The sequence below is a fragment of the Pseudomonas sp. S3_B08 genome (genome assembly GCF_054667725.1).
On the sequence record NZ_CP162750.1, the window covers coordinates 3,729,234 to 3,753,717 of the forward strand.

General features: G+C 60.9%; 21 protein-coding genes, 1 pseudogene and 1 riboswitch. Of the genes and pseudogenes, 9 read left to right on the forward strand and 13 right to left on the reverse strand.

Annotation, left to right across the window (positions count from 1 at the left end; genetic code table 11):
* Nucleotides 1–3: 3 nt before the first annotated feature.
* The 7 genes from AB4N73_RS16795 to AB4N73_RS16825 form a co-directional block, all read right to left on the reverse strand.
* On the reverse strand, nucleotides 4–738 hold the full coding sequence (locus tag AB4N73_RS16795; RefSeq protein ID WP_041479972.1) for an OmpA family protein: 735 nt from the start codon (nucleotides 736–738) through the stop codon (nucleotides 4–6).
* Between the two features lie 120 nt (nucleotides 739–858).
* Entirely contained in the window at nucleotides 859–1,503 is a 645-nt protein-coding gene (locus AB4N73_RS16800) for an MBL fold metallo-hydrolase (RefSeq protein WP_041479973.1), read from the reverse strand.
* A 60-nt stretch (nucleotides 1,504–1,563) separates the two neighbouring features.
* Nucleotides 1,564–4,299, reverse strand: a complete 2,736-nt coding sequence (locus AB4N73_RS16805) for a LuxR C-terminal-related transcriptional regulator (RefSeq protein WP_375122673.1) — start codon at nucleotides 4,297–4,299, stop codon at nucleotides 1,564–1,566.
* A 344-nt stretch (nucleotides 4,300–4,643) separates the two neighbouring features.
* Complete coding sequence (locus AB4N73_RS16810) at nucleotides 4,644–6,008, reverse strand: DUF1329 domain-containing protein (protein WP_024014265.1); 1,365 nt, start codon at nucleotides 6,006–6,008, stop codon at nucleotides 4,644–4,646.
* A 27-nt stretch (nucleotides 6,009–6,035) separates the two neighbouring features.
* Nucleotides 6,036–7,925, reverse strand: a complete 1,890-nt coding sequence (locus AB4N73_RS16815) for a DUF1302 domain-containing protein (protein WP_056790239.1) — start codon at nucleotides 7,923–7,925, stop codon at nucleotides 6,036–6,038.
* A gap of 337 nt (nucleotides 7,926–8,262) precedes the next feature.
* Nucleotides 8,263–9,945, reverse strand: a complete 1,683-nt coding sequence (locus AB4N73_RS16820; protein ID WP_039761335.1) for a fatty acid--CoA ligase — start codon at nucleotides 9,943–9,945, stop codon at nucleotides 8,263–8,265.
* A gap of 268 nt (nucleotides 9,946–10,213) precedes the next feature.
* Nucleotides 10,214–10,843, reverse strand: coding sequence for a LysE family translocator (locus AB4N73_RS16825; RefSeq protein WP_460142339.1), 630 nt, complete (start codon nucleotides 10,841–10,843; stop codon nucleotides 10,214–10,216).
* Nucleotides 10,844–11,128: 285 nt separating this feature from the next.
* Between AB4N73_RS16825 and AB4N73_RS16830 the strand changes: the two genes are divergently transcribed.
* The 3 genes from AB4N73_RS16830 to AB4N73_RS16840 all read left to right on the forward strand — a co-directional run bounded on the left by AB4N73_RS16830 (nucleotide 11,129) and on the right by AB4N73_RS16840 (nucleotide 13,961).
* On the forward strand, nucleotides 11,129–12,094 hold the full coding sequence (locus AB4N73_RS16830) for a 2-hydroxyacid dehydrogenase (protein ID WP_095181668.1): 966 nt from the start codon (nucleotides 11,129–11,131) through the stop codon (nucleotides 12,092–12,094).
* A gap of 31 nt (nucleotides 12,095–12,125) precedes the next feature.
* Nucleotides 12,126–13,124, forward strand: a complete 999-nt coding sequence (locus tag AB4N73_RS16835; RefSeq protein ID WP_056790248.1) for a class I SAM-dependent methyltransferase — start codon at nucleotides 12,126–12,128, stop codon at nucleotides 13,122–13,124.
* A 39-nt stretch (nucleotides 13,125–13,163) separates the two neighbouring features.
* Nucleotides 13,164–13,288: riboswitch (yybP-ykoY riboswitch) on the forward strand.
* A gap of 88 nt (nucleotides 13,289–13,376) precedes the next feature.
* Entirely contained in the window at nucleotides 13,377–13,961 is a 585-nt protein-coding gene (locus AB4N73_RS16840) for a TMEM165/GDT1 family protein (RefSeq protein WP_016773243.1), read from the forward strand.
* Nucleotides 13,962–14,118: 157 nt separating this feature from the next.
* On the opposite strand, the gene AB4N73_RS16845 is transcribed toward AB4N73_RS16840, so the two are convergent.
* Complete coding sequence (locus AB4N73_RS16845) at nucleotides 14,119–14,937, reverse strand: M48 family metallopeptidase (RefSeq protein WP_016773242.1); 819 nt, start codon at nucleotides 14,935–14,937, stop codon at nucleotides 14,119–14,121.
* A gap of 1,340 nt (nucleotides 14,938–16,277) precedes the next feature.
* Between AB4N73_RS16845 and AB4N73_RS16850 the strand changes: the two are divergent.
* A pseudogene (locus tag AB4N73_RS16850) lies at nucleotides 16,278–16,475 on the forward strand (HAMP domain-containing protein); the annotation flags it as partial.
* Between the two features lie 111 nt (nucleotides 16,476–16,586).
* Nucleotides 16,587–17,330: a methyl-accepting chemotaxis protein gene (locus tag AB4N73_RS16855; RefSeq protein WP_371915155.1), complete on the forward strand. Its 744-nt coding sequence runs from the start codon at nucleotides 16,587–16,589 to the stop codon at nucleotides 17,328–17,330.
* A gap of 206 nt (nucleotides 17,331–17,536) precedes the next feature.
* On the opposite strand, the gene AB4N73_RS16860 is transcribed toward AB4N73_RS16855, so the two are convergent.
* From AB4N73_RS16860 to AB4N73_RS16870, 3 genes are read right to left on the reverse strand one after another with little or no spacing between them, the layout of a single operon-like run.
* Entirely contained in the window at nucleotides 17,537–18,160 is a 624-nt protein-coding gene (locus AB4N73_RS16860) for an SOS response-associated peptidase (protein ID WP_039761324.1), read from the reverse strand.
* 35 nt (nucleotides 18,161–18,195) lie between these two features.
* The gene (locus AB4N73_RS16865; protein ID WP_460142340.1) at nucleotides 18,196–18,456 is read right to left on the reverse strand and encodes a putative signal transducing protein; all 261 of its coding nucleotides are present in this window, start codon (nucleotides 18,454–18,456) and stop codon (nucleotides 18,196–18,198) included.
* A gap of 9 nt (nucleotides 18,457–18,465) precedes the next feature.
* Complete coding sequence (locus tag AB4N73_RS16870; RefSeq protein ID WP_041479983.1) at nucleotides 18,466–18,648, reverse strand: CPXCG motif-containing cysteine-rich protein; 183 nt, start codon at nucleotides 18,646–18,648, stop codon at nucleotides 18,466–18,468.
* A 138-nt stretch (nucleotides 18,649–18,786) separates the two neighbouring features.
* On the opposite strand from AB4N73_RS16870, the gene AB4N73_RS16875 reads away from it, so the two are divergent.
* Nucleotides 18,787–19,953: a 1-acyl-sn-glycerol-3-phosphate acyltransferase gene (locus AB4N73_RS16875; protein ID WP_041479984.1), complete on the forward strand. Its 1,167-nt coding sequence runs from the start codon at nucleotides 18,787–18,789 to the stop codon at nucleotides 19,951–19,953.
* Nucleotides 19,954–20,083: 130 nt separating this feature from the next.
* On the opposite strand, the gene AB4N73_RS16880 is transcribed toward AB4N73_RS16875, so the two are convergent.
* Entirely contained in the window at nucleotides 20,084–20,362 is a 279-nt protein-coding gene (locus tag AB4N73_RS16880) for a hypothetical protein (protein WP_016770663.1), read from the reverse strand.
* 193 nt (nucleotides 20,363–20,555) lie between these two features.
* Here AB4N73_RS16880 and AB4N73_RS16885 point away from each other — a divergent pair, with 193 nt between their 5' ends.
* The gene (locus tag AB4N73_RS16885) at nucleotides 20,556–20,762 is read left to right on the forward strand and encodes a hypothetical protein (RefSeq protein ID WP_095181665.1); all 207 of its coding nucleotides are present in this window, start codon (nucleotides 20,556–20,558) and stop codon (nucleotides 20,760–20,762) included.
* A gap of 348 nt (nucleotides 20,763–21,110) precedes the next feature.
* On the opposite strand, the gene AB4N73_RS16890 is transcribed toward AB4N73_RS16885, so the two are convergent.
* Nucleotides 21,111–21,695 carry a YajG family lipoprotein gene (locus AB4N73_RS16890; protein WP_039761315.1) on the reverse strand — a complete coding sequence of 195 codons (585 nt, stop codon included), beginning with the start codon at nucleotides 21,693–21,695 and terminating at the stop codon, nucleotides 21,111–21,113.
* A 205-nt stretch (nucleotides 21,696–21,900) separates the two neighbouring features.
* Between AB4N73_RS16890 and AB4N73_RS16895 the strand changes: the two genes are divergently transcribed.
* Together AB4N73_RS16895 and mqo are read left to right on the forward strand one after the other, a co-directional pair.
* The gene (locus AB4N73_RS16895) at nucleotides 21,901–22,134 is read left to right on the forward strand and encodes a hypothetical protein (RefSeq protein WP_039761314.1); all 234 of its coding nucleotides are present in this window, start codon (nucleotides 21,901–21,903) and stop codon (nucleotides 22,132–22,134) included.
* Nucleotides 22,135–22,838: 704 nt separating this feature from the next.
* Nucleotides 22,839–24,347 carry a malate dehydrogenase (quinone) gene (mqo, locus tag AB4N73_RS16900; protein ID WP_024014277.1) on the forward strand — a complete coding sequence of 503 codons (1,509 nt, stop codon included), beginning with the start codon at nucleotides 22,839–22,841 and terminating at the stop codon, nucleotides 24,345–24,347.
* Nucleotides 24,348–24,484 lie beyond the last annotated feature (137 nt).

A 24,484-nucleotide genomic window follows, 5' to 3' on the forward strand; every position in this document is an offset into this window, starting at 1 on the left:
CGCTTATGGATACTGCTGCACCGTACCCGGCTGTTGCTGCTGACCACCATACTGCTGGCCCGGAATCGCCTTCAGGTTGACTTCGACCCGGCGGTTCTGCGCGCGGCCATTCACGTCGCCGTTGCTGGCAATCGGGTTATCCGGGCCGGCGCCACGGGCCGACAGGTTGGCACCGCTGACACCTTGCGAGGTCAGGTAGGTCGCCACGCTCTGCGCACGACGCTGTGACAGGTCCATGTTGTGCTGGCGGCTGCCGGTGCTGTCGGTGTAACCGACGATTTCGATCTGGTTCTGGTTGAACTCCTTCAGCGAGTTGGCCAGGTTGTTCAACGGCTGGTAGAAACTCGGGGCAATGTTCGCCGAATCGGTGGCGAAGGTGATGTTGCCCGGCATGATCAGTTTGATCTGATCGCCCTGCCGCTGCACTTCAACGCCAGTGTTGGCCATGCTCGCGCGCAGTTTCTTTTCCTGCTGGTCGGCGTAGTAGCCGTAGCCTGCTGCGGAGGCACCGACGACAGCAGCGCCGATCAAGGCGCCCTTGCCACGGTTGTCGTGACCGATGGCGGCACCGGCGAGTGCGCCGGCCAGTGCACCAAGGCCACCGTATTTGGCGGTTTTGCTCATGCCTTGCGAGCCACCGTCGGCCTGACCCTGATTGTCATACGGATTAGGCGAGGCGCAGCCGGACAGCACGGCCACGGCAGTAGCGACAATAATCAAACGACGCGTGGTGAACATGGAGAGCTCCTGGTTTTCTGCATTCTGTGGTGCAGCGGCCACTGATCAATCAATGGACCTGCGCGGGCGTTGGATCATGACAATGCCTAAAAATTCCGCCCGCTGCCCGTGACAAAAAATTCAGGCACGCACAAACGGGTTCTCGCGCATCTCATCACCCAGACGCGTGTCCGGGCCGTGCCCGGTGACAACCGTTGCGTCCTCGTCCAGCGTATACAGCCGCTGCTTGATCGAACGCACGATGGTCGCCTGATCGCCACCCCACAAATCCGTACGCCCTACCCCGCGACGAAACAGCGTGTCGCCGGCTATCAACAGCTTAGCCTCGGAAAACCAAAAGCTCATGGACCCGGGTGTATGTCCCGGCGTGTGCAGTGCCACACCGCAACCGCAGGCTAGTTCTTCGTCATCGCTCAACCAGCGATCCGGCGATGGAACCGGGGTGTAAGGCACGCCGAACATCTGGCATTGCATCTCCAGATTGTCCCAAAGGAACTGGTCTTCCTTGTGCAGATGCAGGGTCGCACCGGTTTTCTCCTTCATCTGCCCTGAAGCGAGAAAGTGGTCGAGATGCGCGTGAGTGTGGATGATGCTGACGACTTTCAAGCCATGGGCATCGAGACGCGCCATGATCAGGTCGGGGTTGCCACCCGGGTCGACGACGATGGCTTTTTTTGTGAGTGGGTCGCCGATGATCGTGCAGTTGCACTGGAGCGGGCCGACGGGGAAGGTTTCGCGGATAAGCGCAGGGCTGGGCGTGGTCATGGAAAAATCCTGGACAGGGTCAACGCCGTTGGCAACGGCCGATGGCGAATTTTACCGTCGCTAGAGCAATAACCCCAACGCCTTCGCCCGCGCCACTGCCTGCGTACGCCGCTCGACCCCCAGCTTGCTGTTGATATGGCTGGCGTGGGTTTTCACCGTGTGCAGGGAAATGAACAACTGCTCGCTGATTTCCTGATTGGAACAGCCTTGGGCGATCAGGCGCAGCACCGCCAGTTCGCGGCTGCTGAGTTGTTCGGTAGCGGAGCTTTCCACAGCCGGGCGTGGCGCGGCTGTTGGAAAATGCGTGAGCAATTGCTGGCCGACCGCGTTGCAAGTGAGCGCCTGCAATTGCCCGCGCAACCAGTCGGAATGGTTTTTCAGCAGCGCATCAAAGGGTTGGTAGACGCCGCCGGCCGCTGCTTCCAGTGCCTGACTCAACACCTTGCGCGCCTCGGGCTCGCGTCCACTCGACAGCAACAGCGCCACCTTCTGCGTCAACGCCATCACACTGAGCAACTGCCGCCCGGTCCGCTGGCCGTTTTCATGCAACACGTTCAACCGCCCTTCGGCGAGCATCGGTTGCCCCTGAATCACATCGAGCAGCGCCTGTTGCAGCTCCACATGCAGTGGCAGTTGCGGATGGAATTCAGGTGGTGCCGCAGCGTGTTCGCCGGTGTAGGTCTGGCCCAATCGTGCAAGCCACGCCTCGGCAAGATCAATGCGGCCCTGGGCCAGCCACAGCTCGCATTTGACCAGGGTGATCATCGCCAGGTAGTAGATCGGCGGCACGTCCCAGATGTGCATCAGGCGTTCGGCCTCGGCGAGTTCGGCGAAGGCCTTGGCGAACTCGCCGCTGGCGCCGTCGAGGCGGGCAATCACGCAGTGGCCGATCAGCACGCTGATGTCGCGACAGGCCCGCGCTTCGCCGATGCCGGCGAGTAGGCGTACGCGTGCAGCCTGCGGCTGCAAACGCATCGCCAGCAGGAAACCTTCATACAACGTCAGCCGCGCGCGCACGGCGTACAGGCGTTGCGGCGACAGACCGCGCAGCCGCTCCAGGCCCTGATGCACTTCATCCAGCGCACGCAGAATCTCGCCCCGCGATTGCAGAACCCGCGCCCTGTCGTAATGCGCCAGTGCTTCGAATAATGGATTGCCGACCCGTTGCGCCAGCTCGAGGGATTCACGGTTCAGCCCACGGGCGCGCCACAGATCGCCGTCGGCGATCGCCAGATTGGACAAGGTCGACAGGCACATCAGCCGCTGGCCATAACGCTTGGCCGGCAGGCTCTCCAGCGCTTCACTGCAATAGCGCAGAGTCAGTTCGCGATGGCCGCGTCCGCGAGCGATGATCCCGCTCAGCGCCAGCCATTGCGCCAGCATGGATTTCTGCGCAGTGGCCGAAGGCGCCGGCAGGAAACGGCTCAAATGGCTGGCCAGCTCTTCAGCGGCGTCGAGCTGACAGGCCAGCCCCAGCGCCCAGCTGTAGAGCACGATCAGCCGTGGCGTGCTGATCAGCAGGCTGTCGGGCAAGTCCATTTTCCAGCGCAGCAGCATGCCGACGTTCTGCTCGGCGAGCAGTTGTTCTTCGGACAGGTTCTGTACCAGATTCGCCGCAACATCGAGATGCCCGGCACGCAACGCCTGCTCCACCGCTTCGTCGAGCAGGCCTTGCGCATTGAACCAGCGGCAGGCGCGCAAATGCAGGGTAGCGTTGGGCACCATCGCCTGGGCGATCGGCCGGCTGCGCAACAAGTCAGAAAACAAATGGTGATAGCGATACCAGTGACCGTGCTCGTCCAGCGGCACCAGAAACACTTGGTGAGCGAGGAGAAAGCGCAGGATCTCGGCGCTGTCGTGGGCTTCGCGGACGGCGTCGCACAGCTCGCTGCAAAAGCGTTCCTGCGGAGCGGTTTCGTAGAGGAAGGATTGCACTTCGGCGGGCAGGCAATCGATGACTTCTTCGAGCAGATAGTCGCGAATCAGCCCTTCCCCGCCGTTCAATGCTTGCGGCAGCGCGGCATCGTTGCCCGCCTCGGCCACCGCCAGCAGCCAGAAGCGCAGGCCGGCGACCCAGCCTTCGCTGCGCTGGATCAGGCTTTCCAGTGCTTCGCCGCGCAGTGAGCTGCTGTGGCGGTCGAGCAAGGTCAGGGCTTCGTCGTGGGTCAGGCGCAAGTCCTGTTCGTGCAGCTCGAGCAACTGCCGCGACAGGCGCAGACGCGCCAGATGCCAGTCCGGGCGCTGACGGCTGGTGACCATCACCAGCAAGCCATCGGGCAGATGATTGAGGAAAAATTGCAGGCAACGATCCAGCACCGGCCCTTGGGCGAGGTGGTAGTCGTCGAGCACCAGCAGCAGCGGTGCAGCAGGATCGAGATGCAGCGCCAGCTCATCGAGCAGACCGTCGAGCCACTCTTCGAAAGCAAATGGCTGATGACGCTGACGCATTTTCAGCAGACCAAGAGCGCCAGCGCCCAAGGCCGGAAAGTAGTCCTGCAGACCTTCGAGCAAGCGCTCAAGAAAACGTCCGGGATCGCTGTCACGCGGACTCAAACCCAACCATAGACTTTGCCAGTGGGCCGGCAGGCTCTGACAGAACTCCACCGCCAGCGAGCTCTTGCCGAATCCGGCCGGGGCGCTGACCAGCAGCAACCGACCTCCGAGCCCGGCCTGCAGACGCTGGCAAAGGCGCGGCCGCAAGACATAGCCATCAGGCAGCGGCGGGCGAAAAAAACGCCCGTCCAGTGCTGCGACGGTGATGCTTGCGGGACCCGGAAGTGGGGACAGATCAGTCATGGCCGGCTCTTGTTCGAAGGCGATTGGCGGCGTTGCAGATGTCCGCAGCCTAGCCTTAAACGAAGAGGTAATGAAGGTCACTGCTACAAATGGCTACAAAAAGGCTACACAGCGCCGCCAAAATCCGGCATCACCGACCAATCGCGACCACGATGAATCCGTGTAGCAGCTGCCGAAGGCTGCGATCTCTTGACTTTGCTTTTTCCAGAATCAAAAACAGGATCAAAAGATCGCAGCCTTCGGCAGCTCCCACATGAGCGCTGCGGCGTGAAACCGCACGCAAAAAAACGCCCCGAACCGGTCGGGGCGTTTTCACGAGGATGCGGCCTCGGGTTTACGCAGGTTTAGCGAACACCATCCTGACGCAGAGCGGCCGGGGTGAAGTCGCTGGTGGTAGCGGTGAAGCCGAAGTCATACGCCTGCTTCTCTTCGTTCTTCATGCCCAGGGCCAGATAGCGGCCGGACTGCAGGTCGTAGAGGGTTTCGAGGGCGTACCACGGCACTTGCTTGTCGTAGTAGTTCTCGGCATGCGCCTCGGCTACACGCCACAGTTGGCCGCGACCGTCATAGTGGTCGATGACCGCTGCCTGCCAGGTGTCCTCGTCGATGTAGAAGTCACGCTTGGCGTAGATGTGGCGCTGGCCTTCCTTCAGGGTCGCGACCACGTGCCAGACGCGGCGCAGCTCGTAGCGTGCCAGGTCCTGGTTGATGTGACCGGCCTTGATGATGTCCGAGTACTTCAGTTTCGGATCGTCGAGCTTGTAGCTGTCGGAGGCGATGTACATCTCTTTCTTGCCTTCGAGCTTCCAGTCGTAACGATCCGGCGCGCCGTTGTACATGTCGAGGTTGTCCGAGGTACGCAGGCCGTCGGCGGCAGTACCCGGGCCGTCATACGACACTTGCGGTGCACGGCGCACACGACGCTGCCCGGCGTTGTAGACCCACGCCGAACGCGGCTCCTTGACCTGATCGAGCGTCTCGTGCACCAGCAGTACGCCACCGGCCAGACGCGCCGGCGCGGTCACTTTCTGCTTGAAGTAGAACAGGATGTTGCCCGGGTTCGCCGGATCGTAGTCCTTCATCTTGTCGCGGAACACGAACTGATCCTGGAAGTACACCAGGCTGTACGAGCCGTTCGGTTGCGGCGTGGCCTGGGTCACCAGACGGGTCACGCTCCCGCCGCGATAGCGGGTGATGTGGTTCCAGATCACTTCCACACCGGTTTTCGGGATCGGGAATGGTACGGCGGTATCGAAGTTTTCCAGACCGTTGCCGCCGGACACCAGGTTGGTGCTGGTGGCGTTCTTCTTGATCGCGGCGAACACGTCATCCGGCACGGTGGCGCCGCGATGGGACGGATAGACCGGCATCTTGAAGGTTTCCGGGTAGCGCTTGAACATCGCGTACTGGCCCGGGGCAAGCTTGTCCTTGTACTTGTCGACATCCTTGGCGGTGATGGTGAACAGCGGCTGCTCACTGGCGTAAGGGTTGGACAGGAAGCCCTTGCTGTCGACGCTGCCGGCATTTTTTGGCAGCGGTTTCCAGGCCGGGATCGAACCGTCGGCATTACCGGCCATTTCCGCGCCCATCGGCGTCAGGCTCTTGCCCAGTTTATCCGCTTCGGCAGCAGGCACCGCCGCCATGACACTGGTCGCCAGCAGCGACAGGCCCAGCACACCGGCGTGGAACAGACTCTTTGTTATTTTCATAAATTCGTTCGTCCTGAAATGCAGTGCTTAGAAGTTCACGCCGAAGCTGAGCGCCACGAAGTCGCGGTCATCCACGGTGGTGTACTTGCCGTCGAAGAAATTGGTGTAAGCCAGGCTCGCGGTGTAGGTGTTCTGGTATTCGGCGTCGACGCCCAGGCTGACCGCTTTGCGACCTTCCTCGAAGTTGCCGCCAGGGCCTGGCGAATAACCGCTCACGTCGTGGGACCAGGCCACGTTCGGCTTGAGGTTCACACCGGCAAACACGTCGTTGTATTCCCAGATCGCCCGACCACGGTAGCCCCACGACATCGACGTGGTGAAACCGTCGTTTTCGCAATTGCGGCTGCGGTTGTTCTGCGGCGAACCCGGGCCTGCGCCGTTGATGGTGCTGTTGTTGAGGATGTTGGCGCAGGTATCGACTGTGCCAGTGGCCGGCAACTCACCCGGACCGTAGACCGGATCACGGCCGTAACGCTTGTCGGAACGGCTTTCCAGGCCACCTACGTAGGTCGCGCCGACTTCACCAACGAGGGTCAGACGGCTGGCGCCCATGACCTGATCGAAGAAGTGCGTGAAGGTCGTCTGGATCTGGGTGATTTCCTTGCGCTCATAGCCGTGCAGGTCCTGACCCGGCACGCCAGTGAGCAACGAAGCGTTGGTCAGCGCGCCGCCCAGTGGACGCACGCCGGCAAACAGGATGTCGGTGGAGTTCAGTTGCACCGGCGCGTTCGGACGGTAGCTGATCTCACCGCTCCACGCCGTACCGGTAGGCAGGGTGGTGGAGAAACTCAGGCCGTAGAGACGAATGTCTTCCGGGTATTCGATGAAGTAATTCGAATTGCCCGCGACCAGCAGCGGTGCGAGTGCGGCGAACGGCCCCGGCAGCGCGGCGGCAGTGTTGTAGACCGACTGCGGTGCGCCGGTTGCACTGAAGATCGGCGCACGGCTGTGGTAGTTCATGAAGTAGGCGCCGAACTCGGTGTCGAGTGGCTCGAACATGTATTTGAGGGACGCGCCCCACTGCCCGCTGTCGCGCGCGTCACGGTCCGGCCCACGGCGCACCAGCACGCCTTCTTGGTCGACGTTCACACCGTTGGCGGCCAACGGCCCCAAAGCGATCGCCGGAATCTGCGAACGCTTGTTCAGTACGCGCAGATTGCTGTCGCAACCGTCAGCAACGATGTCCGGCTGGGAGAAGAAGGTGCCGCAGTTGTCGACGACGGTCTGGTCCCATTCCAGTTGGTAGAACGCTTCGGCCGAGAGGTTATCGGTGAGGCTCTGCGACACGTAGAACATGTTGACCGGAATCAGGCCTTCCTTGATCTCGGCGCCCGGACGACGGAACGCGGAGACGTCGATCGGGTTGATCGAGTTGATGCCGCCGCCGATGAAGGTACTTTCACCCCAGCTCACTACCTGCTTGCCCAGACGCACGGAGCCCGGCTGATCGGCAATCGCGTAGTTGTGGTAGACGAAGGCGTCGAGGATCTGCCCGCCGGAGGACTTGGCGCCCTCTTTGCGGTTGCTGTCGCTGATGTCCTTGAATTCGCGGCTCTCGTCCTTCAGTTCGAAGTCGTACCAGTATTTGCCACGGACGAACACGCCGGTGTCGCCGTATTTCAATTCAAGGTCATGGATGCCCTTGAAGATCTTCGAAAAGGTTTCGCCGCTCTTGAAGTTGGCGTGCCCGTCATCGGAAGTCTGCGACAGGCCACGGCCGCCGTTGTTGACGCCGATAAGGTTCTTGTTCGGGCTCTGAGTAGACCAACTGGCACCGATCGACAGGGACGAGTCGAACTGGCCTTCGATTTCACCGACGTTGAAACTGACGCCGAATGCAGGCCCGGCGAGCGAGGAGGCAAGACTGACCGCCAGAGGCAGTTTCGCCCGGCGCCAGAACTGGTTTACTGAGGTCATCGACGCTACTCCATGTGCATTATTGTTATGGCAGTGAGTACTTTTAAAAACGCTGTGGAGGACCGGGCGCCAAGGCTGCCCGAAATCGCTCCAGAGTTGCTCGCCCCGATCAGTGCGTGTGCTCCGTTTCTAAAAAGTCCTTGAGCGGACTATATCCAGCGGGTGGTAGTGCTTGATCCCTCTAAAGTGTGATTTGCAGCCGCCAACCACTCTGGAACAGTCCTTTCGCCAGTCCGACACACGTCGGCAGGGCAAGGATGGCTGATTTTTTCGATTTCACAAGCCAAGCGCTTGCTTGGTGGGTCTGGCGCGCCGGTTTCGGCGCGCCATCAGGCACTCAAAGTGTGGAAAGGAAGGTGCTGTTGTTGGCTTGCCACTCGGTGATGTCGAGGCGAATGCGCTTCTTGTCGAGCTTGCCGACGCTGGTCTTGGGAATTTCGGTAACAAGGGCGATCTGACTGGGGATCGCCCACTTGCTCAAGTGTCCCAGCTCGACGAACGGCTTGAGGTGTTCCTTCAGTTCCCGTGCACCGATCACCTGCCCTTCGCGGACCACCAGCAAGGCAAACGGACGCTCGCCCCACTGCGGATCGGCGATGCCCACCACTGCTACTTCGCGTACCGCCGCATGCCGGCTGATGAGGTCTTCGAGGTCAAGGGAGGAGATCCACTCGCCGCCGGTCTTGATCACGTCCTTGATGCGATCACGAATATCGATCACGCCCATGCTGTCGAGCGTGGCGACGTCGCCGGTGTGCAGCCAGCCGCCGGCCCAGAGCTCGGCGCCCTTCTGCGGTTCGTTGAAATAACCTTCGGTCAGCCATGGCGCGCGCAGCACCAGTTCGCCCTGGGTTTCGCCGTCGGCCGGAAGGAAGTTGCCGTCGCCGTCGACAATCGCCGCTTCGACCAACGGCCCCGGTACACCGGCCTTGATCCGGTAAGTGGTGCGCTCGTCTTCGCTGCCGGCCATCAGTTCGTCGTTGAGGTGCGCGCAAGACACCAGCGGCCCGGTTTCCGACATGCCGTATGCGGCCGTCAGCTGAATGCCACGGGCCTTGGCGTTTTCATAAAGACTGCGATTGAGTGCGCTGCCGCCGATGACGATCTTCCAGCCACCGAAGTCGGCACCCTGCGCGGCTTTGGCGTTGAGCAGCATCTGCAGGATGGTCGGCACGCAATGGGAAAAGGTGACCTTCTCCTTGCGCCACAACTCCACCAGATACTCCGGATCGTAGCGCCCCGGATAAACCTGCTTGAGCCCGAGCATGGTCGCCACGTACGGCAAACCCCAGGCGTGGACGTGGAACATCGGCGTAATCGGCATGTACACATCGTTGGTGCCGAGCAGGCGTACGCTGTCGATCGAACCCATGATCGTCGCCACGCCGATGGTGTGCAGCACCAGTTGCCGATGGGTGAAATACACGCCTTTCGGATTGCCCGTGGTGCCGGTGGTGTAGAACGTGGTGGCGACCGAGTTTTCGTCGAAGTCCTGGAAATCGTATTGCGCACTCGCAGCGGCCAGCAGTTGCTCGTATTCGCCGACGAGGTTCGGCAGCTCTGCGGTTTTCTCCGGCAGATCGGTCAGCAGCAGGGTTTTCTCCACCGTGGTCAGCTGCGGCGCGATGGCCTGATACAGCCCGACGAACTCGCTGTTGACCAGCACGAAGCGGTCTTCGGCGTGGTTCATGGTGTAGAGGATCTGCTCCGGCGACAGGCGCACGTTGATGGTGTGGATCACCGCGCCGATCATCGGAATGGCGAACATGCATTCCAGGTAACGGTGGCTGTCCCAGTCCATCACCGCCACGGTGTCACCGGCCTTGACGCCGGCAGCCGTCAGCACATTGGCCAGCCGCGCAACCCGCTCGATCAGGGTCGGATAGCTATAGCGCAACTGGTCGCGGTAGATGATTTCGCGGGTTTTCTCGTAACGGGCGCCGGACATCAGCAACCGTTTGATCAGCAATGGATACTGGTAGGCCCCATCGGCCGGCGGAATGACCCGAGTCTGCAACATAAGAATCCCTTTTCTGACTGCACGGTGTTGGCGGAGAGATTCGTACTCTAGTGCGCCTGCATGACAGTCAAATCAGCCAAAGGAATGATTTGCAGAGCCGTACAAATGCTAGCTTTGCGCCAGCACCCCAGGTATCGGGAAATTGGATATGGCCCCTGTAGGAGCTGCCGAAGGCTGCGATCTTTTGATTTGCTTATGAAAAGACAAGATCAAAAGATCGCAGCCTCGTTGCACTCGTCAGCTCCTACAAGAGAACAATGCGGCCCGGTCAGTGCATCTCGGTGAACGCGATTTTCACGCCGAGAGCGATCAGCACCGCGCCCATGGTGCGGTCGAACCAATGGCCCATGCGCGCGAAGCCGGCGCGCACGCGGTGTTGGCTGAACAGCATCGCCACCAGACAGAACCAGATCGCCGTCGCCACCGCCAGGTAAACGCCGTAACCGGCCTGCACGGCCAGCGGCGTGTGCGGATTGATCACCACGGTGAACAGCGAGAGGAAAAACAGCGTGGCTTTCGGGTTCAGACCGTTGGTGACGAAGCCCGAGGTAAACGCGCCCCGCGCGGTGCGTACGCCGGTTTCCCGGTGCAAGTCATCGGTGACGGTTTTCGCCGGTTGCGCGCGCAAGGCCTTGAAGCCGATGTAAAGCAGATACGCGGCGGCGGCCCACTTCAGCGCGTTGAACAGCACGATCGATTGCGACACGATCAGACCGATGCCGAGCAACGAATAGCCGACATGCAGGAAAATCGCCGAGCCCACGCCCAGCGCGGTCCAGGTGCCGGCGCGGCGCCCGTGGGTCACGCTCTCGCCCACGACGACTGCAAAGTCCGGGCCAGGGCTGGCGACGGCGAGCAAGTGGATCAGGGCAACGGTCAAGAACTCGGTCCAGTACATGGGGGCTCCTTTGGGGCAGCTTGGTCAATAAAAAATCTGAAAAGAACGCAGTCCTGTGGCGAGGGGATTTATCCCCGATGGGTTGCGAAGCAGCGCCAAAAACTTCTGCCTGGCCGCAGGCAGTGATTTTGCGACTGCTGCGCAGCCGATCGGGGCGGTGCGACGTTTCGCTAAATCCCCTCGCCACAAGGTTATGTGTCCGCTGCGGGGTCAGCGTAACGATTTGTTTCATCTGGTAGGCTCGGCAGAGTACGCCCTCCGCTCACAGCACAAAAGGTACAGTTGATGACGAACACGCGCCGCGCGGTATTCCTTGATCACCCTTCGCTGGATCTCGGCGATCTGGACCTCGGTCCGTTGCGCGAATGCTTCAGCGACTTGCAGCTGTTCGCCCAGACTCTGCCGGAACAGGTCAGCGAACGCCTGCACGGCGCCAGTGTGGCGATCACCAACAAAGTCGTGATCGACGCTGCTGCCATAGCCGCCAACCCGCAACTGAAACTGATCCTGATCAGCGCCACCGGCACCAACAACGTCGACCTCACTGCCGCCCGCACCCACGGCATCACCGTGTGCAATTGCCAGGCTTACGGCACGCCGTCGGTGGCGCAACACACGATCATGCTGCTGCTCAACCTCGCCACGCGCCTGGCCGACTATCAGAAAGCTGTGAGCGCAGGCCGCTGGCAGCAGGCGAAACAGTTCTGCCTGCTCGACTACCCGATCGTCGAACTGCAAGGCAAAACCCTCGGCCTGCTCGGGCATGGCGAGCTCGGTGGCGCCGTGGCGCGATTGGCCGAAGCGTTCGGCATGCGTGTGTTGCTCGGACAGATTCCGGGGCGCCCTGCTCGACCGGATCGCCTGCCGCTGGAAGAACTGCTGCCGCAGATCGACGCCCTGACCCTGCACTGCCCGCTCAACGAGCACACCCGGCATTTCATCGGCGCCCGCGAACTGGCCTCGATGAAGCCTGGCGCATTTGTGGTCAATACCGCCCGGGGCGGCCTGATCGATGAGCAGGCGCTGGCCGACGCTTTGCGCAGCGGTCATCTCGGCGGTGCGGCCACCGATGTGTTGAGTGTCGAGCCACCGACCCAGGGCAATCCGCTGCTCGCCGCCGATATCCCGCGCCTGATCGTCACCCCGCACAACGCCTGGGGCAGCCGCGAGGCACGCCAGCGTATCGTCGGGCAACTGAGCGAAAACGCCCAGGCGTTCTTCAGCGGTGAGGCGCTGCGGGTCGTCAGTTGATAAACTGCGGCACTTTTTTCAAGGAGCAGTTATGGATCCGCGCAGTGAAGTACTGCTTCGTCAGGCCGAGTTATTCCAGGGTTCGCTGCTGTTGGCCGGCCTGCCCGCCGATGATTTGCTCGGGCGTCTGCCGAATGCGTTCGGCTGGTGCTGGCACGCTGGCGATCAAGCCGCGCTGGATGCACGTTTCGAGGGCCGCAGCCAGTTCGGCGTAAACGTGCCCGAGCGTGAGTTCGACAGCGCTGTGGTGTTCCTGCCCAAATCCAAGGACCTCACCGATTACATCCTCAACGCCGTGGCGTCGCGTCTGGCCGGGCGTGAGGTGTTTCTGGTCGGGGAAAAACGCAGCGGCATCGAAGGCGCATCCAAACAGCTCAATCCGTTTGGCAAGCCACGTAAACTCGACAGCGCCCGGCACTGCCAGCTCTGGCAAGTCACCGTGGCCAATGCGCCTGAAGCGAAATCCCTGGAAAGTCTTGCGCAGACCTACGAACTGCCCCTGGCCGAAGGGCCGTTGAAAGTCATCAGTTTGCCGGGCGTGTTCAGCCACGGTCGACTGGATCGCGGCAGCGCCCTGCTGCTGGAGCATCTGGACAAACTGCCGAGCGGCCATCTGCTCGATTTCGGTTGCGGCGCCGGCGTGCTCGGGGCTGCGGTGAAACGTCGCTATCCGCACAATCAGGTGACGTTGCTGGATGTCGACGCGTTCGCCGCCGCCAGCAGCCGTCTGACCCTGGCCGCCAACGGCCTGGAGGCGGAAGTGCTGACCGGCGACGGCATCGATGCCGCGCCGATGGGTTTGAGCGCGATTCTGAGCAATCCGCCGTTCCATGTCGGCGTGCACACCGATTATTTCGCTACGGAGAACCTGCTGCGAAAAGCGGCCAAACATCTGAAAAACGGTGGCGAACTGCGCCTTGTGGCGAACAGCTTTCTCAAGTATCAGCCGTTGATCGAGGAGCACCTGGGCGTGTGTGCGATCAAGGCTGAAGGCAACGGTTTCCGGATTTACCGGGCCAAGCGCGGTTGAAAATTTGTTCTTGCCCAATCGGATTTGCCTAGGCAGAATCCGCTCCGTCCTAGGGGAGTAGTCTCCCACGAGCGCCAAGCTCGTCCGGCATACGTCAACATACTTGATCCTCAGATCATGGCGTATGCGACCCAAGCGTCCGCACCAGACGGATCGCAGGGTTTGACAAGACCTATGACACGCACACCTTACCCGGGGCGGGAAGGCTGTACGTGTCATAGCCGTGTCGACCCGCCCCTTAGGAAATCCCTGATGCTGGACTCGCTACTCGTTCCCACCGCTATCGTTGCCTTGGCCGAAATCGGCGACAAGACGCAACTGCTCGCGCTGATTCTCGCCGCTCGCTTTCGCAAACCCTGGCCGATCATTGCCGGGATTGTCGCCGCGACTTTGGCCAACCACGCAGCAGCCGGTGCGGTAGGCGCCTGGTTCGGCAGTTTCTTCTCCGACGCCGTTCTGCACTGGATCCTCGCCGCCAGCTTCGCCGCCACGGCACTGTGGACACTGGTCCCGGACAAGATGGATGACGACGAGGCCAGCACGGCGCGCAAGTTCGGGCCGTTCCTGACCACACTGATCGCATTCTTCCTAGCGGAAATCGGCGACAAGACCCAGATCGCCACGGTGATGCTCGCCGCGCAATATCCGGAACTCTGGCTGGTGATCATCGGCACCACAGTGGGCATGCTGATTGCCAACGTGCCGGTGGTATTGGCGGGTAATTTTGCCGCAGAGAAACTGCCGCTGACCCTGATCCGCCGCCTCGCGGCTTCGGCGTTCATGATTCTGGCGATTGTTGCGGTTTATAAAGCGATGCAGAGCAGCGGCTGGGTTTAACCCCGTCTACTGAACTACCCAAAACCTGTGGTGAGGGGATTTGAAGGATCGTTCCCACGCTCTGCGTGGGAATGCCTCAAGGGACGCTCCGCGTTCCAATGGGACGCAGAGCGTCCCGGGCTGCATTCCCACGCAGAGCGTGGGAACGATCATTGGCTCAGGACTTCGGGGCTTTTTCGTACAACGGCATCACCTTCGGAATCGCTGCCTGCAACGCAGCAATGCGGCTGCTCGATGCCGGGTGAGTACTCATGAATTCCGGTGGCGCGCCTTCGGAAGCCTTGCTCATCTTGTCCCACAGGGTGATCGCCGCGTTCGGGTTGTAACCGGCGCGGGCGGCCAGTTCCAGGCCGATCAGGTCGGCTTCGTTTTCGTTGGCGCGGCTGTTGGGCAAGGTCATGCCGTAGTTGGCCACGGTGTCGGCCAGCGCCAGGCTGTCCTGGCCCAGACCGAACAAAGCGCCGGCGCCCTGCTTGGCCATTTCCATGCCATAGGCTTTGGACATCGCCTCACGGCCGTGCTCGCGCAGGGCGTGGGCGATTTCATGGCCCATGACCGCAGCGATTTCATCGTCGGTGAGTTTCAGGCTGTCGATCAGCCCGGTGTAGAAAATGATCTTGCCGCCGGGACCGCAGTTGGCGTTGAGCTCATCGCTCTTGATCAGATTGACTTCCCATTGCCACTGCGCCGCGTCCGGGCGGAAGGTTGGCGCCTGGGCGATCAAGCGGTTGGCGATGGTCTGCACGCGTTTGGCTTCCGGGCTGGTCTTGTCCAGCACACCTTTGCTCGACGCCTCGCCGACAGTCTTCTGATACGACTGTGCGTACATCTGGTCGACCTCTTGCGAGGACAGCATGCTGAACATGTACTGCTTGCGCTCCACGCCCACGGCGCCGCCGCTGGTGGTGTTGACCGACTGACAACCGGCCAGCAACAGCGCTGCGCTCAAAGCACTTACCACTAATGTCTTGTTCATTCAAAAGCTCCCTGAAAACCTGAGGCGTATCCTAGGCGGCTAATTGTATTGGCGCCAGATACAACGGACGCATTGCGCGTACATCCACCTAAGGCCGCAAGACTGGCTGGAAATTCCTCAACGCGCATTGAATCCGCCGTGCACCGATCCATCAGCGACATCGCGCGGCGATTCCGACCAGCGTCTCTCATGGCCGCGCCCACCCCGCCGATAAATCCCTCGCAGATTGTCCTCTTGCGTGCGGAGCTCCCATGAAGTTCAAGTCGATCCAGTTTTCCGTCGCCGCTCTGGCCGGCGCCATCGTTCTCAGCGTGGTCGCGGCGCTGGTGCTGTACGCGCTGTTTTCCGGCGCCCGCACTCAAGAAATGGTGCAACAGCGCACCCAGGCGCAGTTCGAGCAAGTCATCGAACAGCGCCTGACTTCGCTGGCGCAGACCCAGGTCAGCCAGATCCAGCGCGAACTCGAAGCGCCGCTGCTGATTGCCGGCGGCCTGGTGCGCGTCAACGCCCTGCTCGGTACAACCGGCGCCGACGGCCAGCCGCGCCTGAGCGTCAGCCGCGAGCAACTGATCAGCCTGATCAAGGAAAACGTCGAAAAGAACCCGAAGATTCTCGGCACCTACATCGGCTGGGAAAAAAACGCACTGGACCACAATGACGCGGCCTACATCGGCAGTGCCGTGGTCGGTATCGATCCAGCCAATGGACGTTTCCTGCCGTGGTGGTTCCGCAATACCGACGGCAGTCTGGGCGTGGACAAACTGGCCGATGTCGACGATCAGAAAACCTTGTCCACCGGGGTGCGCGCCAGCGAGTACTACCTGTGCTCGAAAGAGACGAAGAAACCCTGCGTGATCGACCCGGCACCGTACAAGGTCGGCGACAAGATCGTCATGCTCGCCTCGTTCATTGAACCGATCATGGTCAACGGCGCGTTCCAGGGCATCGTCGGCGCCGACCTCTCGGTGAACTTCATTCAGGACATGCTCCTCGCCGCCAACCATAAGCTTTACAGCGGCGCCGGTGAAATGGCCCTGGTCGGCGGCAATGGGCGGATCGTTGCCTATACCAAGGATTCGAGCAAATTCGGCGAAAAAGTCAGCGACATTCTCGACGCCGAACAGGCCAGCAATCTCGCCAACCTCAAGCGCGACGAGGTCACCTATTCGGTGAATCAGGCCAAGGGCCGCATCGAACTGTACCTGCCGTTCGGCATCGGCCAGACCGACGCACGCTGGACACTGATGCTGCAATTGCCGCTCAACGCGGTCATGGCCGATCTGCAAACCCTGCAGGCCGACCTTGATGCCCAGCGCAAGTCCGACACCTTCGGCATGGCCATGGTCGGCCTGATCATCGCCGGTATCGGCCTGCTGGTGATCTGGCTGGTGGGCCACGGCATTGCGCGGCCACTCAAACAAATGGTCGCCATGCTCGATGACATCGCTCAGGGCGAAGGCGATCTGACCCGGCGCTTGAGCAGCGACCGCAGCGATGAACTGGGCTCGATTGCCAAAGGCTTCAACACCTTCCTCGGCAAGTTGCAGGCGATGATCACCCAGGTGGTGACCTCGGTGCAGAGCGTCAGCGATTCCTCGGAACACACCGCCGACATCGCCATCCGCACCAACATCGGCGTGCAGAAACAAATGGCCGAAATCGATCAAGTGGCGACAGCGGTGCAGGAAATGACCGCCACCGCCCAGGACGTCGCGCGCAACGCCACCCAGGCCGCACAGGCGGCAAGCCACGCCGACCAGGCCGCCAGCCAGGGCATGCAGATCGTCCGCGACACCTCGAATTCGATTGGGGTACTGGCGGTGGAAATCGGCAAGGCTGTCGAGGTGGTGCAGACGCTGGCCAAGGACAGCGAAAACATCAACGCCATCCTCACCGCCATTCGCGGCATCGCCGAACAGACCAACCTGCTGGCACTGAACGCGGCAATCGAAGCCGCGCGCGCCGGCGAGCAGGGTCGCGGTTTTGCCGTGGTCGCCGACGAGGTGCGCAATCTGGCGCAGAAAACCCAGAAGGCCACCGAAGAAATCCAGAGCATGATCCAGCAGTTGCAACAGGGCACCCGCGATGTGGTGCGCGTCATGGAAGACAGCCAGAACCGCACCGACGAAAGCGTGCAGCACGCGGCGAAAGCGGCCGAAGCGCTGGAAACGATCACTCAAGCGGTGTCGGTGATCAACGACATGAACACGCAGATCGCCAGTGCGGCAGAAGAGCAAAGCGCAGTGGCCGACGACATCAACCGCAATGTGATCAACATCGGTCAGGTGGCGAATGAAGTGGCGGGCGGTGCGGATGAATCGAGTTCGGCGAGCGCCGGGTTGACCAAACTGGCGGAGCAGCAGCGGCGGTTGATCAATCAGTTCAAGGTCTGAAAGATCAAGAGCCCCTCACCCTAGCCCTCTCCCGGAGGGAGAGGGGACCGACCGCGATGTCTTGCGCTATACATCGACCTGAAAAAAACAGTCGATTATGGATTCACAACAGATCGTTCAGGTCGGTGTACCTCTGAAGCATCCCCCATTCGGCGCCCTCTCCCTCCGGGAGAGGGCTGGGGTGAGGGGATTTTGATCCACGCAAATCAAGCCGGGGTCAAACACTCCGGCCCATTCAACTTCGGATCATTCACCAGATTCGCCAACACCCGCTCACGCAGCGCCGCCGGCTCACTGGCGAGCAACCCCTGCAGCACATGCAGCGGCGTTTCGGGATCAAGCCAGGCAGCCTGCCCCGCTTCATCGAGAATCAACGGTCGCCGCTGACTCGCCGCCGATTGAGTGATCACTGCCGTGCTCAGCCAGACCTGTTCCTGCACCGGATACGCTTCCCAGATCGCGGCGAAAAACAACGATGAGCCCTCCCCCGGCGTCAACCAGTACGGTCGCTTGCGCTGGGTGCCGCGCCATTCGTAGAAACCGTTGGCCGGCAGCAGGCAACGCCGCAGACGCAGCGCCTCACGAAACATCGGCTGCTCGGCCACGGTTTCGGCGCGAGCATGGGCCGGGGTCTTCGACAGATCGGTCAGCCACGGCGGTGTCAGGCCCCAGCGCGCACGGGCCAACGTGCGCTGGCCGTCTTCGTCGGCACGCAGCATCAACACCGAATCATTGGGGGAAATGTTCCACTGCGCCTGTTGATCGGCGGGAAAACCTGGCAGGGCCGCAAAGTCGCGGTTCCAGCGAAACAGGGCATAACGTCCACACATGGGGCAACATAACTCTGAATAAAACCAGCGCCAGCCTAACAGACCAGCGTCCCGGGGAAGCTCTCCGGTTCGTCGCCGTGCAGCGGCAGCGCGGCATTGTACAAGTTGATCAGCTCGCGGGCGTATTCGGCCTGATCGTTACCCACCGACAGCCCGAGCAGGCCGAAGATCGGCAGTTCACCCGTACCGCCCACCAGATCACAGCCGATCAGGTGCGCCTCGATTCCTTCGTTGGCGAGCATGCCCTTGAGCATCTCCCCTTCCATCAGGTTCGCCGGTTCGTAGATGCGCTGCATACGCGGCCCTCACTCGTTTTCGCTGAAGACTTCCAGATGCCACTCGTCTTCATGGACTTGCAGGACAAAGGTGATCGGACGACAGCACACCTGGCAGTCTTCGATATACGTTTGATCGCCGCCGGACAAATCCAGCGTGGTCTCGACTTCCTCACCGCAATACGGACATTCATACCGTGCATCTTCCAGCATCGCGGTCTCCCAAGTGACTTGTGCGTATAATCGCCGGTCTATTTGCAGGGCTATTTTTGTCTGGCTACTTTTCAGACCGTGCCCCGCGGGTTTTCGATCAAACCCTTTACTTACCCTAGCCGTTTCCAACAAGAGAGCATGATGGGCGAATTCGATGCCATCCGACCTTACGACGACAGCGAAGTACCTGCGGTACTGGCAAGGCTGCTCGGCGACAAGGCGTTTCTAGATATCCTCACCCACTTCCGCTTCCCGCGTTTTGCCGGTGCCTTCGGCTGGATGCTCAAACCTCTTATAGCCCATCGGCTGCGTCGTGAGTTTGCCGACGTGAATTCCGTGGCTACCTTACAGGACAAAGTCGAGTTCTACGTCGACCACACCATCGAGCGCGCCACCGACGGCGTGACCTATACCGGTGTCGAGCAGTTCAAGTCCGGCAGCGCCTACCTGTTCATCGCCAACCACCGGGATATCGTCATGGACCCGGCCTTCGTCAACTACGCCGTGTACCACGCCGGCCTGCCGACGCCGCGCATCGCGATTGGCGACAACCTGCTGCAAAAGCCGTTTGTCAGTGACCTGATGCGCTTGAACAAGAGCTTTATCGTCCACCGCTCGATCACCGGCCGCCGCGAGAAGATGGCTGCTTATCAGTTGCTGTCGGCGTACATCAACCACTCGATCCGCAACGACTGCGCGTCGATCTGGATTGCTCAGGCTGAAGGTCGGGCGAAGGACGGCGACGACCGCACCGAGTCGGCGATCCTCAAGATGTTCCACATGAGCCGCAAGGACGAGCCGTTCGGCGAAGTGATCCGCTCGCTCAACGTTACGCCGGTGTCGATCAGCTATGAGTACGACCCCTGCGACCAGGCCAAGGCCCGCGAACTCTACATCCGCGCCACCACCGGCACCTACGCCAAGGCGCCGGGCGAGGATGACGTGAGCATCGCGAAGGGCATCACCGGTTACAAGGGCCGGGTGCACGTGAACTTTGCCGCGCCGATCACTGAGGTGTTCGAGGACACCAAGCAATTGGCGATCGAGATGGACAAGCAGATTCTCGGCGGCTACCGGTTGTTCCCGGTGCATTATCTGGCGTACGCGCAGTGGGCGGATGCCGATCCGCAACTGAATGTGCCGACGGCGGCCGAGGTGTTCCCGGCTGACGAACTGGCCAAGGCGCAGGATGAGTGGCAAAGCCGTCTGGACGCCTGCCCCGCTGAGCATCGTCCGTACCTGGTGCTGCAATATGCGACGCCGGTGCGCAATCAGTATCGGGTCAAGGCTGGATTGCCGCTGTAGGCAACGGCTGTGGCGAGGGGATTTATCCCCGCTAGACTGCGTAGCAGGCCCTGTTTTTCTCAGGTAAAAACTTGGGAGCGCTGCGCACTCCAACGGGGATAAATCCCCTCACCACAGGTTTGCTATTGCTTCAGAAGCGCGTGCTGATCCACGAGACGATCAGGGCCAGGCCCAGGCAAGCAAATCCGAAGCGATAGAAAAACCGGTTCATGCGCAACGTCGCCCAATCGAGCATCGGCTCGGCATTGGGCTGCGCCTGGCGCTGTGCCGCCAGACTGGCCTGGGCGCGTTGCTCACGGCGGCGGGTCGCGTGCAGCAGCCAGCTGCCCGGAAAGGCCAGCAGCAAGGCCAGCAGGTTGATCAACTTGGCGGGATGGGCGGTAAACAGCGTCATCAAGTGCAGCGACATCACAGACCTCGAACTTAACCGGTGTGGCAGACGCCAGACCGACGACCGCGGCGCGGATTCTACCCAAACCCTGACGCCCTGCCCCAGCCTTTGCGACAAATAACCTGACAATCGACCGATGGCTGTCCTGTGTCATGGCATCGTCACGTGGATGCTTCACCCTGCGCGCCTCGAAACCCGAATGGAATGCGACATGCTGCACGCGGAAAACCAGGATCGCCTGTACCTCATCACTCCTTACGACGACCAGCAAAGCCTGATCGGCAGCCTTGCCTTCAACGTGCAGGATCGGCACTGGCTGGTGTATTGCGCGCTGGGCGGGCATCAGCATGCGGACCTGCCCGAGACGGATTTGCTGACCGGAGTGAGCGTGCTTGATTTCTATTCTCAGGCTGCCTGAACGTCAAAAGACCCTCACCCTAGCCCTCTCCCAGAGGGAGAGGGGACTGACCGAGGTGTTTGCGGTAGATACGCCGACTTGAGATACCGCGCCGAATTCAGGTTTTGAAGCACACGCGATCGGCTCCCTCTCCTTGGGGAGAGGGGACTGACTGAGGTGTTTGCGGTAGATACGCCGACATGAGATACCGCGCCGAATTCAGGTTTTGAAGCACACGCGATCGGCTCCCTCTCCCTCGGGAGAGGGCTGGGGTGAGGGGAATCGATTTCCCATACGACACAAATCTCAGATCCACAAAAAAGCCCGGAACCATCACTGGCCCCGGGCTTTTTCACATCTACGGAAAACTTACTCAGCCAGAACCTGACCCACGGTCGGGTCCTTGAACAGACGCGTCAGTGCGTCACTCAATACATCGCTGACCAGTTTGGTATTGGTCTCCTGATTCGGCGCCATGCCGAAGCGCTGGTCCAGCGACGCACCGTAACGGCCGCTGTAACGGCGGTTGGCGTTCTGCACGTCGGAGCGGAAGGTCGCGCCGATGGTGGCTTCGGTCACGTACATGCCTTCTTTCGGCGACTGGTATTTCAGCTCGGCCAGGGTCACGGTCAGCTGCGGCGCGTTAGGTGCGCTGGTGGTCGGGGTGAAGCCGAGCAGACGTACGGCAGCTTCGGCCTGGGCCTGCAGCTTCGGCAGGATCTGCTCGCGCTGCACGGTGATGGCGCTGGTTTCCGGATACAGACCGCCACGGGTACCGAGGGTCGGCGACGGACGACCGTCGACCACACGCACGATGACAGGCTGGCCGCGACCGACCGCTGGCAGTTGCGTGGTCAGCTTCGGCTCCGGATTCAGTTGTTGCGGGCTGTGGGCGCAGCCGGCGAGGGTCAAACCGGCGACAGTGATCAAACCGAACAACAGGCGTTGCAACATGCTCTTCTCTCCAGAATCAGGCACAAACAGGCCGGCAGTATAGCGGTGGGCCACTGCGCGTAACCAGCGTCGCACAGTGAATACTGAAATGTCTGACAAACCCCGCTGAAAGCGGTTCCTGTCACACATTCTTCACCGTCCATACACCGCGACGTCACGGCCCACCGGCAAGCTTCACAGCAGTCCTCCTTCAAGGAACTCTGCCATGCGTTATCTGATCTCGCTGTTCGCCCCACGCCCGCTGCATCGCAGCTTTGCCCTGCTCGACCGCAACGGTCATTGCCAGGCCTTCAAGCAGTGCAGCCTGCAACCGATGGGCGACGGCTGGGTGGAAATCGAAGAAATCCGCCTGACCTGGCTGAACCAGCCGCTGCCCGCCAGCGCCCGGGTCGTACCGCGACAAATGCGCGCACGGGGTCAGGTGCAGTTGAGCATCTGACCGGATGCCTAATAAAAGTCATTAAACACGAGCAACTGCGCGCATTTCTTCGCTACAATCTCCCCCCGATTATAAGGACGTCTCCTGATCGGGCCCCGCAACAGCGTCAATGCGCATGCATCGACATCAAAATCGCCCACAGAGAGCCGCCCACACAGATCGAGTGAAGTTGGCGCGCTTGCCTGTTCTTCCGGCAAAAACCCGCTTTTCGCGAATCTGCAGAGCTGTCATTCGCTCGGCCACCGCGTTGTTTTGCCCTAGCGGGCAGGTGCCAGGCCAAGGCAGCCCTTTTTTGAGGTTCACGTCTTCAAAAGAGCGTGAAAAAAACGGGTTTTCACAACTTCACAAGAGTGTGGCGAGCAAATGAATAGTTTTGCGTCTGAACATGCACCATTAGCGTCTGAAACAGCCCAACGACACAGGACCGGGTATACCTCGAACATCGGAGCCTGAAGCCTGTCCGCTACGGATTTGGTTGCACGAAAACGGATGACTCGACCATAAGTCGAATTGCCAGCCCTGCGCGAAAATGCGTTCATGGAACGCTTGAAACCAGGCCGCACGCATCCGTCGAAGTTGCGAAAAATTGCGAAGATTCGGACATGGCCCACCTGACCACGGATAGCCCGGGCCCACTGACCTGCCCTGGAACGCCTGGCAGCCATGCCGACAATTTGGTGCTGCAGATTTGGGAGACGCGTTAAATGGCGCATAACGAAGCAGTCGACGTAGTTCTGGTAGGGGCCGGCATCATGAGTGCCACCCTGGCCGTACTGCTCAAAGAGCTCGACCCCGCGATCAAGCTGGAAGTCGTCGAGTTGATGGATTCCGGCGCCGCCGAGAGTTCCAATCCGTGGAACAACGCCGGTACCGGTCACGCCGGCCTGTGCGAGCTGAACTACACCCCGCAGGCTGCCGATGGCAGCGTCGACATCAAGAAAGCCGTGCACATCAACACCCAGTTCGAGGTGTCGAAGCAGTTCTGGTCGTACCTGACCAAAAAGGGCACGTTCGGCTCGTGCAAATCCTTCATCAGTCCGGTACCGCACCTTAGTTTCGTTCAGGGCGAGAGCGGTGTGTCGTTCCTCAAGGAACGCTTCAATGTCCTGAGCAAGCACCACGCGTTTGCCGACATGGAGTACACCGAAGACAAAGGCAAGATGGCCGAGTGGATGCCGCTGATGATGCCGGGCCGCTCGCCGGACGAAGTCCTCGCCGCCACCCGTGTGATGAACGGCACCGACGTCAACTTCGGCGCCCTGACCAATCAGTTGCTCAAGCACCTGAGCAGCGCCCCGGACACTCAAGTCAAATACTGCAAGCGCGTGACCGGCCTCAAGCGTAACGGCGCCGGTTGGACCGTCAGCATCAAGGACGTCAACAACGGCAACACCCGCGAAGTCGACGCAAAGTTTGTCTTCCTCGGTGCCGGTGGCGCGGCCCTGCCGTTGCTGCAGGCTTCGGGCATCGAAGAAAGCAAAGGCTTCGGTGGCTTCCCGATCAGTGGCCAGTGGCTGCGCTGCGATAACCCGGAAGTGGTCAAGCACCACCAGGCCAAGGTTTACAGCCAGGCGGCCGTGGGTTCGCCACCGATGTCGGTGCCGCACCTCGACACTCGCGTCGTCGACGGCAAGAAATCCCTGCTGTTCGGGCCATACGCCGGTTTCACCACCAAGTTCCTCAAGCATGGCTCCTTCATGGACCTGCCGATGTCGGTGCGCGCCGGCAACATCGGGCCGATGCTGGCGGTGGCGAAAAACAACATGGACCTGACCAAGTACCTGGTCAGCGAAGTGATGCAATCGATGGAACAGCGCCTGGAATCGCTGCGGCGTTTCTACCCGCAGGCGAAAGCCGAAGACTGGCGCCTGGAAGTGGCCGGGCAACGGGTGCAGATCATCAAGAAGGACCCGAAAAAGGGCGGCATCCTGCAGTTCGGTACCGAACTGGTCGCGGCGAAGGACGGCTCCCTCGCCGCCCTGCTCGGCGCTTCGCCAGGCGCGTCGGTGACCGTTTCGATCATGCTCGAACTGATCGAGAAGTGCTTCCCGGCCAAGGCGTCAGGCGAGTGGGCAAGCAAACTCGCGGAAATCTTCCCGGCCCGTGAAAAGGTTCTGGAAACCGATGCTGCGCTGTATCGCAAGATCAACACGCAGAACAACATCGCCCTGGAACTGGTTGAAGAAAGCAGCGAGACGCCAAGCTTCGCTTGATCTTGCGGCATGAAAAAACGCCCCGATCGGGGCGTTTTTTATGGCCTTGAAAAGCAAAAGATCGCAGCCTTCGGCAGCTCCTACACAGGTTTTGTGTTCAACCTGTAGGAGCTGCCGCAGGCTGCGATCTTTTGATC